The organism is Flavobacterium sp. ov086 (assembly GCF_900187965.1).
In the GTDB taxonomy this organism is placed as follows: Bacteria; Bacteroidota; Bacteroidia; order Flavobacteriales; family Flavobacteriaceae; genus Flavobacterium.
Window position 1 is genome coordinate 11,145 of sequence record NZ_FZNL01000043.1, and the last position, 10,250, is coordinate 21,394.

The following is a 10,250-nucleotide window of genomic DNA, read 5'->3' on the forward strand; positions in this document are numbered from 1 at the left end:
AATTCCTGGGACATTAATTATGATGCTACGACAATGAATGGAAATAGTTTTATAGATTTTTACAGTATTAATGAATCAAAAAAACTAGCTATTCAAGGACGTGCATTGCCATTTCAGGATACTGACCAAATTCCGTTAGGATACAAAACTACCGTTGCAGGTGATTTTACTATCGCAATTGATCATGCTGACGGTTTATTTAATAATCAGGCTGTATATTTAGAAGATAAAACAACTGGTATAGTTACAAATCTACAAGCTGGTAATTATACATTTACAACTGCAATAGGAACTTTTATTGACCGTTTTACAATTGCGTATGTTAAGAAAACTCTTGGAACAGGAGATTTTGAAGATGCTCAAAATGGTGTTTTTGTTTCAATAAAAGAAAAAACAATCAAAGTAACTTCTACTAAAGAAACTATTAAGGAAGTAACTATTTATGATATTAACGGACAACTTCTTTACAATAAAAAGAAAATTGGAGTTGCCGAATTACAAATACCAAACCTACAATCAAGCAATCAGGTTTTGTTGGTAAAAGTTACTTTAGATAATGACTCTCTAACAACCAAAAAAATCATATTTCAATAGATATATTATGATCTTCACAAACAAAAAATCCATTCCGTTTTATACAGAATGGATTTTTTATTATCTATTAAACACGAAATAGGTTATGCTTTTTCGATCAAAATACTCACGGCATTACCACCAAAACCAACCGCATTTATTAGCACTTTCTTAATTGGTTTAGATTGACTTTGCTTTTCTCCAAATGGTACTCCAATAAAAGTGTCGTTTTGCATCATCAAAAGGGCAAGTTCCAGGCTTAATATTCCTGAAGCGCCAAAAGTGTGTCCAATTTTCCATTTGTTAGTGGTTAACAGAGGTACATTAGAACCAAAGACTTTTTCGATAGCACGCAATTCTGTCAAATCGCCTTTTATCGTTCCGGGCGCATGCATAACGATAGCGTCAATATCTTCTAAATTTTCATCTTTCAAAGCCATTTTCATCGATTTCTGAAAACAATCTGCTTCTGCTGATATCGAAATATTATGTTCTAAGATTTCCGTTGCATATCCAACTCCGGTAACGTAAGCGATTGCATTTGCTGCCTCTCCGGCTTCTAAGCAACAAACTGCGGCACCTTCGCCCAAAATCATTGTATTTTGAGTTTTCTCAAAGTCGAAAGCAAGATTTGGCCAGGCTTCTTCGGTTTGATTAATACGCGAATATATTTTCAAAGCACGCATTTGTGCAATCGTAAAATCTGTTAATGGAGCTTCACTTCCACCTACCAAAAACTTATCCGCCATTCCGGATTTCAACCACGCAAATCCATTTAATAAAGCATGTAATGCCGTTGAACACGTAATAGAATGCGAAATCTCAGGTCCAACACTTTGTAAATCGTGCGCAATCCAGGACGAAATATTCCCTAAAGTCGTCGTTGGCGATGCTAAAGTCTGTGCTTTTCCTGTATCGATGTATTCTTTGTAATGTTTCTCGAATAAATCTGTAGCTCCTCGAGACGAACCAATATTTATTCCGAAAATATCCTCTGAGTTCCAACCTGCCTGTTCGATCGCTTTTCGAGAAGCCGCCAAAGCAAACAAAACCGAATCATCTAAGAATTTATATTTAGGATCTGATTCCCTTATTTCAGCAACAATTTGCTTCGACTCAGCATCAAGTGCCGCAACCGAAGTTTCTTGTTGATCTAAAAATTGCTTAGAAAAACAATGTTTATTGTCGAGATATTTTTCCCAAACTTCTTCTTTAGTATTCCCTAAAGGAGAAATAGAAGAAAAAGCCGTAATCGAGATTTTTTGTGTATTCAAAATATTTTATTTAGTAAAAAAATAGACCACGGATGACACGGATTAAGCGAATTTTTGCTGATAATTATTAAAATCCGTGTAAATCCGTTTAATCCGTTTCATCTGTGGGCAAAGCAAAATTAAACCATTTCTATAGCTTCTTCAATCGTTTTGTACACTTTTTGAAGCTGCTCGTCTGTCATGATATACGGCGGAAGAATATAAACGATATTTCCAACTGGTCTTAAAACAACTCCCTTTTCAATAAAGAAATTATAAAGTTTTGTTCGCATTGATCCGTAATAGCTTTCCTCTAAATCTGATTTAATTTCGACAGCAAAAATAACTCCCAATGTTCTGGCGGTAATTACTTTTGAGTGGTTTTCAATTTTCTTCTGAAAACTTAAATGGCTCTTATTTATTCTTTCAATGTTGGCTTGCATTTCCGGCGTTTGCAACAAATCGATACTTGCCAGTGCCGCTGCACAACCAGTAGGATTTGCGGTAAAAGTATGTCCGTGAAATAATGCTTTATTAATATCATCATCATAAAAAGCATCGAAAACTTCTTGCGTAAAAGTCGTAATCGCCATTGGGATTGTTCCTCCCGTTAAAGCCTTCGACAAACAAATCATATCCGGATTTTCAGAAACATAATCCATTGCAAAGGTTTTTCCTGTTTTACCAAAACCTGTCATCACTTCATCAGCAATCGTCAAGACGTTATTTTCTTTACAAATCTGAATCAGTTTTGCCAAAGCTTCTGGTGCATACATTACCATTCCGGCTGCTCCTTGTACCAAAGGTTCAAAAATAAATCCGGCACAGTTATAATTTTGAATCACATTTTTCAACGCTTCAAAACTCTCTTGCTCCTGCCCTTTTACCGGAACCGGAATTCTAACCACATCTATAAACATTCCTTGAAATGCTTGTGTATAAAATGAAATTCCGCTTGCGGCCATTGCCGCAAAAGTATCTCCATGAAACGCATTTTCGAAAGCAATTATAGTAGTTCTCTTTTCATTTTTATTGAAAAAATACTGTAAGGCAACTTTTATCGCCACTTCGACAGCTGTAGAACCATTGTCTGAAAAGAATATCTTCTGCTGGTTTTTAGGTAGAATTTCAATTAATTTTTCAGCCACATTTATAGCAGGTTCATGCGTAAAACCTCCAAACAAAACATGCTCTAAAGTCGTCAATTGTTTATAAATCGCATCGGCAATAATTTTATTACTGTGCCCAAACGGATTTACCCACCAAGATGCAATCGCATCAATATATTCTTTGTTGTTTTCGTCCCAAAGCAAAGCGCCCTCACCTCTTGAAATTGCAATTGGAGTTTGTGATGTTTTGTGTTGTGTATAAGGATGCCAAAGATATTGGCTGTCTTTTTCTGTTAATGTCATGGTATTTAGAAAATAGAGTAGAGAGTATAGAAAAAAGACTAGACTTCTATAATTTCGACAAAGATAGGAAAGTCTATTTTCTTTATTCTATATTCTTTGTTCTATAAATTTAGAAGATTGTCTCGAAATAAATCGGCGTATTCTTTAATTACATTTTGATCGAAATACGGTTCTTCGTCAATTCTTCCAATGCATCTTATACCTGTTTTATTCAGAATCAAACTTTCTGTAGATTTATTCTCGCTTCCGCTAAAGATAATTCCGGCAACTTCAAAACCACGATTTCTTATTACTTCAATAGTTAATAAAGTATGATTGATACTTCCTAAATAATGTCTTGAAACAACAATTACTTTATAATCAGGCTGAATCAAATCTATAATAGTATCATTTTCGTTTAATGGAACAAAAATTCCTCCAGCGCCTTCAATTACCAAATGATTATCAGTTTTAGGCTCAGTAATTTGTTTTAAATCAATTGTAACTCCATCAATTTCTGCGGCCAAGTGTGGACTTGCAGGTGTATTTAGCTTGTAAGCGTTTTCAAAAATTTTTGATTTTTGATTAAAAATTTTTGATTTGATTTTATGACTGTCTGAATTGTCTAAATCTCCTGCCTGAATAGGTTTCCAGTAATCAGCTTCTAAAGCTTCGACAACAATTGCAGAAGTAATTGTTTTACCAACATCGGTAGAAATTCCTGTTATAAATATTTTCATAGATTGTTGTTTCACAGAGATTCGCAAAGAAATAACACAAAGCAACACAAAGAATAAATTATTTTGTGAATCTCTGCGTCTACTCCGTGCATCTCCGTGTAATATTCTCCGCAAAAATACCAATAAAAACAAAACCCATCATTACGATGGGTTTATTGTTTTTTATTATTCTTCTTTTAATTCGTCTATAACTTTCTTTATTTCCCTGGCGTACTTCCCATAAAATTTATGAACCCACCATTCTAGTGTAATTCCCATAAAGAGTACGCTAAAAACCACAATCGAAAATATTGCCCCTAATTGAAAATTTGTAAAATCTTTTGACAGAAAACCCGGAATTTTCGAAAACTCCAAATACATAAAACCCATTAAATAAAGAATTAGAAAAGGCACCAAAGCAAATCCAAACGTTTTATATAACTCCATATTAAGCCTTATATCAAAATACGTTTCGTATAAATTATCCTTTGTTTTTAAAGTTATGGAACTCAATCTTTTGTAAAAAAAATAAAGTTTAGCCAAATAATAAACACAAACTGCCACAAAAAGACTGAAAAGCAAATAATATAAAGTCGTCATTTTTGAAGGAAACTTACACAACACCGGTATAAACCCTATAAAAATAATTGAAATGATTTGATAAATAAATTCATTTTTAAGATTTTTTCTAATTTTATCTAGTGGAGTATTAGCCTGTTGTATTTTTTCTAAACTGCTTGGAAGAACGACATTCTTAGTCTCCTCGTTATTCCATGCGTTTTGTATATCGTTAAAATCCATATCCTTGATTTTTAATAATTTCTTTTAATTTTTCTTTTGCTCTATTCAATTTCACTCTGGCGTTTCCTTCAGAAATCCCAAGATTTTCTCCTATTTCTTTGTGTGAGAAACCTTCCAGCTGATAAAAAATAATCGCTTTATCTATTTTTTCCAGTTTTTGAACAGCTTTATAAAAGTGGTCAATCTGACTTTCTTTTATATGCGAGTCACCTTCATCATCCTTAATGTTTTCTGAAGCGATTTCGTATTTATCGACCTTTCGTTTTTCTTTTCTCAGGAAAACAATGGCAGTATTTACAGCAACGCGATACATCCAGGTCGAAAACTGACTTTCATTTCTAAAAGAATCATATGATTTCCAAAGCTGACAAACAATCTCCTGAAACAGATCTTGCTGATCATCATGATTATCCATATACATCTTAGAAACTTTGTACAAAATTCCTTTGTGCTTTTCGATCCGATTTAAAAATTCTTGCTCTTTTTCTTTCAAAACAATATTAGTTCATTACTGGTTTTACTGTATATCCTGCTTTTTTCAATAAATTAATTACTCCTAAATCACCCGCCAAATGTGCAGATCCAACCGCTACAAATAAGCTTTCTTTGCTCATCATTTCAGGCAAAGCTTTTGCCCAATTTATATTTCTTTCGTCAAGCATATATTTTCTTGCTTTGGCGTTCATAACATTTTCAGCTGTTATCTTTTTATATAACCCTTCCAGATTTTCTTGTTTATAATCTGTCACCAATTCCTTTGTTTGCTCTGCATCAGATTCCTCCAGCATTTCGATCATTTCACTATCAGAATAAGCATCTTCTAACGATTTGAATTGTGATTTTACAGTTTCTAATCCTCCAACTTGTTCGTTACGTTTCTTTGCGCTTTCGATAAAATCCATTTCATAAAACTTCAAATCATTACAACCAAAGGTTTTCATCGAAATCAAACTCATCACGGTCATTAAACTAAAAGCATCTACTTGTTGAATAGTCATTCCTGCTGATTTTTTTAATATTGCATCTAATTTAGACAATTGCTCCGGAGTTAATCTTTTGCTCAAAGGTTCTTTTCCCATTGCCATTTGCTGCATATCTGTCATTTCTTTCGGATCATTAAAATTAATTTCCAAAACTAATTTATCAGAGGCGCCAAATGCTTTTTTTGTTTTTTCCGAAAGAAAATAATCTCCCCCACAAATCATATGGATTGTTCCGTACAAATAAGAAGGTTTCGATAATCCGTTTCCTGACACTTCCCAAAGAAGCGAATTTTCAAGTTTTGGAGATTTTGTCTGAGCTTGCGTTCTTCCGCTAAAAACTAATGTAATTGCGACTATTGCTAATGTAAATATTTTTTTCATTTTGTTGATTGATTAATTGATTGATGATAATTTGATTGACTCTTTTATTACTATTTGATTGATTGTGATAACTTGATTGATGATTGATTATGGATTATTTTTAGTGTGTTTTTTTCTCTCCCAGGAAGCTAATGAAGCAAAAAACAAACAGGTCATAACCAGAAGTAAATCTTTATTAGGATGATTTAAAATAAATTGATTCACTAAAGAATATCCAAGTCCCGCAGAAGCAAGAGTGACAAATACAAAATTGAATATTTTTTCGATAACTGAAGTTGAGATTGATTTCATAATTATTTGATTTTGTTGATTGATTAATGTTATTTATTGATTTGATGACTGAAACCCGCTGTTACTATTTGATATTTTTTTTTCGTTGCCACGAAGCGATCGAAAGCATAAATAAACAAATCATTTCCAGGAGTAATTCAGTTTTTGGCTTATCTAAAATAAAGTGGTTAACTAAAGCATAGCCTAATCCTAAAGAAGTGCAAAATATAAATACAATACTTTCGCTTTTTGAAGTTGATTCTGTTTTCATAATTATTTTGGTTTATTTGATTACGACTCGTAAGTAATCAAAGAATCAAAACGTTACAAAAAAATTTAAACTTTTTTAAAGAAGTGAGAAAATAAAGGGCTTAACAGCTGTATTTTTTTTTAAGAGAGATGTCAATAAACCGAAATGTCACCCTGAGCGATCCCGAAGCTTCGGGATCACTAAGCCTGACAAAATTTAAGTATTTCAAAAACTAGTTAAATTCAAATTTGCATTTATTGCATTTATACCTATGTTTTGAATAAAAAGGTATCAAAATAAAAAGTAATGAAAAGATAAAAGCAAAAAATGTCTTTAAATCTTTTATTGAAGTAACCATTTCTATCTCCTCTGCTCCACAATTAGGACATTTAATTAGTTTATTATTTTCATCAAAAGAAAACTGACTGATGTCAGATAAAATTAAATTTGCCCTTTCGAAGTCCTCGCTTTTAACAAAAAGTTTAACTCCTCCAACAGCATTACTCCAAATAGGATTTGAGTCCACTATATTATTATCACGCAAGTAAATCTTAATCCCTTCAGATTCAAGTTTTCCACTAAAAATTTGTGCTTCCGATGAATATTGGAACCTTCTAAGTAATTTAAAATTTTCTTCCATAATTTAAAACACAAAGTCTCTTAATAATTCTAAGATCTTATTAATTTCTTCTTCTGAGTTGTAGCTGTGAATACAAAAACGCAAGCGTTCTTGTCCTTCCGGAACTGTCGGCGAAAGTATTGCCTTTACATCAAAGCCTTTATCTTGTAATTGTTGAGCTAAATGTTTTACATTTTCGTTACCCGGGATAATAGCAGATTGTATTGCCGATTTGCTTCGGACAAACATTGGCTTTAAGCCTAATAAGTTTTTCTGCTGATTAAAAAGTACAATGTTTTGACGCAGCTTTTCGATTGTTTCCTTTTCTAGTTCTAGTTGATGATAGGCGGTTAAAATTGTAGAAACGGAGTGTGGAGATAATCCTGTGGTATAAATAAAACTTCGGGCAAAGTTTACTAAATACTGCTTTAGTTCTAAACTTCCCAAAACGGCTGCACCATGACAACCTAAACCTTTTCCGAACGTCATGATTCTGGCAAATATTCGATTATGCAATTGTAAGTATTGCGTCAAACCTTCGCCTTTTTCTCCAAAAACACCCAAAGTATGTGCTTCGTCAACTACTAAGTAACAATTATATTTTTCAGATAATTCAACCAGTTCTTCCAGATTTGGAGAATCACCATCCATAGAAAAGACAGTTTCGGTAACAATGTAAATGTTTGTGTTTGGAAATTTTATAATAAGTCGTTCTAAATCTTCAAAATCATTGTGGTTAAATTTATACGATTTTGCGTTCGACATTATGATTCCGTCCCTAATTGAAGCGTGACTCAATTCATCGTACAAAATAACATCATTTCGCTGCGGTAAAGCGCTAAAAAAACCAACATTGGCATCGTAACCCGAATTAAAGATCAAAGCTGATTCAGCGTCATGAAATTGCGCAATAAAAGCTTCTGCAATTTGGTACAAGGAATGGTTTCCTGAAATTAATCTTGAACCTGTTGCTCCATTTTGAATAATATCATTTTCGATTAAATAATGATGCGCTTGTTTGAAAACAGCTTCCGATTTTGAAAATCCTATATAATCGTTTGAAGAAAAATCGACAAGATTATTAAAACTTGGCAATTGTCTTAACGAATTATTCTGCTTCCTATTTTCGAGCTTTTGAATTAGGTTTTCTGGTAATTTCATAAAAGCAAAGTTATGAAATTGAAGTCAAACTAAACAAACAGGGAGCTTGATATCGCTGCGGCTTATAATTCGAATCTTTAAAATTGTTAATTATTTTTTTTTAATTTTAATCCTACAAACTAACTACCAATAATTCATATATTTTATTAAAAAGAAAAAGAAAAAATGAAGATCACTTATAAAAACTGCGAAACACTTAATTACCCCGATTTTAATTATTGCACCAACTGTAGTCAGAAAGTCAATTTGCATCGTATAAATGCACATGAAATTTTTCACGAAATCGTTCATTATTTCACACATGCTGACAAAGGCATTTTTCAACTGATTAAGGAATTGGCATTAAAAAGCGGAATTGTAGCCAAAGAATACATCAATGGGAAAAGAAAAAAATATTTTTCGCCACTTAATTTTTTCCTGTTGATTGCGGCAATATTTGTTTTTATATCCAATATTCCAAAAGAAGAAGTTCCACTAGATAAACAGAAAGAAAACACAGAACTGAATAGTATTACCAACACCGCTCAGAAAGAAAAAATGATACATCTTTATGAACGAAAAGAAAAAGTAAATCATTTCATAAGGAAATATTCTAATCTAATGGCAATGATGGCTTTACCTCTTATTGCATTTTTTTTCTGGCTCTTTTATAAAAAAGAGAACTATAACTATACAGAGCATCTAGTGGCAGGCATGTATATGCTGGGCTTTTGTATTCTAATCAATACGTTAGTAATTCTTCCAATCTCTCTTTTATTCCACCTCTCACCAAATTACAATACTCTATTTTTTCTCCTTTTTCAACTAGCTTATTTTACTGTTTTCTATTACAGGTTTTTAAATAAAACCTCTAAACTTCAATTTGCCAAAGCCTTTGGAGTAAGCGCCTTTGGAATCATTTGCTGGGGAATTGTTTCAGGATTTACAATAAACGCCTATATTTCAAGTGGTTTTTGGGGAATATTTTCCTAGTACTAAAAACACTAACAAACTAAAAAACAGAAAAGCCATTCACCGCGGCGAATGACTTTCAATATGTATTCATTAAACAAACACTTTATCAATGTTTAATAAATACTATAAGTTATGGATAAATACTATAAGTTACTGAATTACTTGTAGTACTAATAATTAAGTACTGTGTAGTAGGTGGATACCCGCGTTTAACAATATCACGCTCTATAGCTGTAAGCGGTGACTCACAACAACTTCCCAGCCAAAGTGCTGTGTAAGTTGGGCCAAATACAACATTTACAACTTTCTGATCGTTTATCGTAGTTAGCGACATAGTCCCAAAACCTAATGCCATTACTAGCATTCCAAAAAAAACTTTTTTCATAAATAAATTATTTAAATGTTAATATACTTACAAATATATTTTATTAATATCAGAAAAAATGTGTTGTTTTTATATGTTTTACATGTTTTTTGTTAATTTTCTGACATTATACTTTGACAAACATTTAAATTCTTTCCATTAATATTAAGGCATAAAAAAAGCCATTCACAGTAGTGAACATGCCCCAAAAAGTTAGACACTATTTGGGGCATTTTTTATGGAAAGAAAAGTAAAGTATGACTATGCATTTAAGTTAGAATGTGTAGAATTGGTTTTAAAGAAGCATTATTCAGATGGATATGTTTCAAAATTAAAACAGACTCCAAGATGGAATATTCGTAAGTGGGTCAGTTTTTATAAGGCATATGGTAAAATTGGTTTATTGCCACGAATGAATCAAAGCTATTCAGCCGAATTTAAGCTAAAAGTGCTCAATATCATAGAAAAGGAATCCCTTAGCTTGATGCAGGCTGGTATAAGATTTAATATTCCCGATATTTCCATAGTTTT

General features: G+C 32.4%; 13 protein-coding genes and 1 pseudogene. 3 read left to right on the forward strand and 11 right to left on the reverse strand.

Annotated elements, in window-relative coordinates:
* Positions 1-594 (forward strand): T9SS sorting signal type C domain-containing protein (locus tag CHB81_RS26015; protein ID WP_176427582.1); only part of this gene is annotated, 594 nt, incomplete at its 5' end.
* 83 nt (positions 595-677) lie between these two features.
* Here the strand turns inward: CHB81_RS26015 and CHB81_RS26020 are convergent.
* From CHB81_RS26020 to CHB81_RS26065, 10 genes are all read right to left on the reverse strand, one after another.
* A complete protein-coding gene (locus CHB81_RS26020) occupies positions 678-1,847 on the reverse strand; it encodes a beta-ketoacyl synthase N-terminal-like domain-containing protein (protein ID WP_089354729.1) in 1,170 nt (389 codons plus the stop codon).
* Positions 1,848-1,966: 119 nt separating this feature from the next.
* Complete coding sequence (gene bioA / locus CHB81_RS26025) at positions 1,967-3,238, reverse strand: adenosylmethionine--8-amino-7-oxononanoate transaminase (RefSeq protein ID WP_089354730.1); 1,272 nt, start codon at positions 3,236-3,238, stop codon at positions 1,967-1,969.
* Between the two features lie 101 nt (positions 3,239-3,339).
* Positions 3,340-3,957, reverse strand: coding sequence for a dethiobiotin synthase (gene bioD, locus CHB81_RS26030; protein ID WP_089354731.1), 618 nt, complete (start codon positions 3,955-3,957; stop codon positions 3,340-3,342).
* 165 nt (positions 3,958-4,122) lie between these two features.
* The gene (locus CHB81_RS26035; RefSeq protein WP_089354732.1) at positions 4,123-4,737 is read right to left on the reverse strand and encodes a hypothetical protein; all 615 of its coding nucleotides are present in this window, start codon (positions 4,735-4,737) and stop codon (positions 4,123-4,125) included.
* Complete coding sequence (locus tag CHB81_RS26040; RefSeq protein WP_089354733.1) at positions 4,727-5,230, reverse strand: RNA polymerase sigma factor; 504 nt, start codon at positions 5,228-5,230, stop codon at positions 4,727-4,729. The genes CHB81_RS26035 and CHB81_RS26040 overlap by 11 nt, the downstream gene beginning before the upstream one ends.
* Positions 5,231-5,237: 7 nt before the next feature.
* Positions 5,238-6,101, reverse strand: a complete 864-nt coding sequence (locus tag CHB81_RS26045) for a TraB/GumN family protein (protein WP_089354734.1) — start codon at positions 6,099-6,101, stop codon at positions 5,238-5,240.
* Between the two features lie 87 nt (positions 6,102-6,188).
* Positions 6,189-6,392: a hypothetical protein gene (locus tag CHB81_RS26050; protein ID WP_089354735.1), complete on the reverse strand. Its 204-nt coding sequence runs from the start codon at positions 6,390-6,392 to the stop codon at positions 6,189-6,191.
* A 64-nt stretch (positions 6,393-6,456) separates the two neighbouring features.
* The gene (locus CHB81_RS26055; RefSeq protein WP_089354736.1) at positions 6,457-6,642 is read right to left on the reverse strand and encodes a hypothetical protein; all 186 of its coding nucleotides are present in this window, start codon (positions 6,640-6,642) and stop codon (positions 6,457-6,459) included.
* Positions 6,643-6,853: 211 nt separating this feature from the next.
* Positions 6,854-7,261, reverse strand: coding sequence for a DUF2007 domain-containing protein (locus CHB81_RS26060; protein ID WP_089354737.1), 408 nt, complete (start codon positions 7,259-7,261; stop codon positions 6,854-6,856).
* 3 nt (positions 7,262-7,264) lie between these two features.
* On the reverse strand, positions 7,265-8,401 hold the full coding sequence (locus CHB81_RS26065) for a pyridoxal phosphate-dependent aminotransferase family protein (RefSeq protein ID WP_089354738.1): 1,137 nt from the start codon (positions 8,399-8,401) through the stop codon (positions 7,265-7,267).
* Positions 8,402-8,566: 165 nt separating this feature from the next.
* Here CHB81_RS26065 and CHB81_RS26070 point away from each other — a divergent pair, with 165 nt between their 5' ends.
* A complete protein-coding gene (locus CHB81_RS26070) occupies positions 8,567-9,373 on the forward strand; it encodes a DUF3667 domain-containing protein (RefSeq protein ID WP_089354739.1) in 807 nt (268 codons plus the stop codon).
* Positions 9,374-9,485: 112 nt separating this feature from the next.
* On the opposite strand, the gene CHB81_RS26075 is transcribed toward CHB81_RS26070, so the two are convergent.
* On the reverse strand, positions 9,486-9,719 hold the full coding sequence (locus CHB81_RS26075; protein ID WP_141130470.1) for a hypothetical protein: 234 nt from the start codon (positions 9,717-9,719) through the stop codon (positions 9,486-9,488).
* A gap of 238 nt (positions 9,720-9,957) precedes the next feature.
* On the opposite strand from CHB81_RS26075, the pseudogene CHB81_RS26080 reads away from it, so the two are divergent.
* Positions 9,958-10,250: pseudogene (locus tag CHB81_RS26080) on the forward strand (hypothetical protein); the annotation flags it as partial.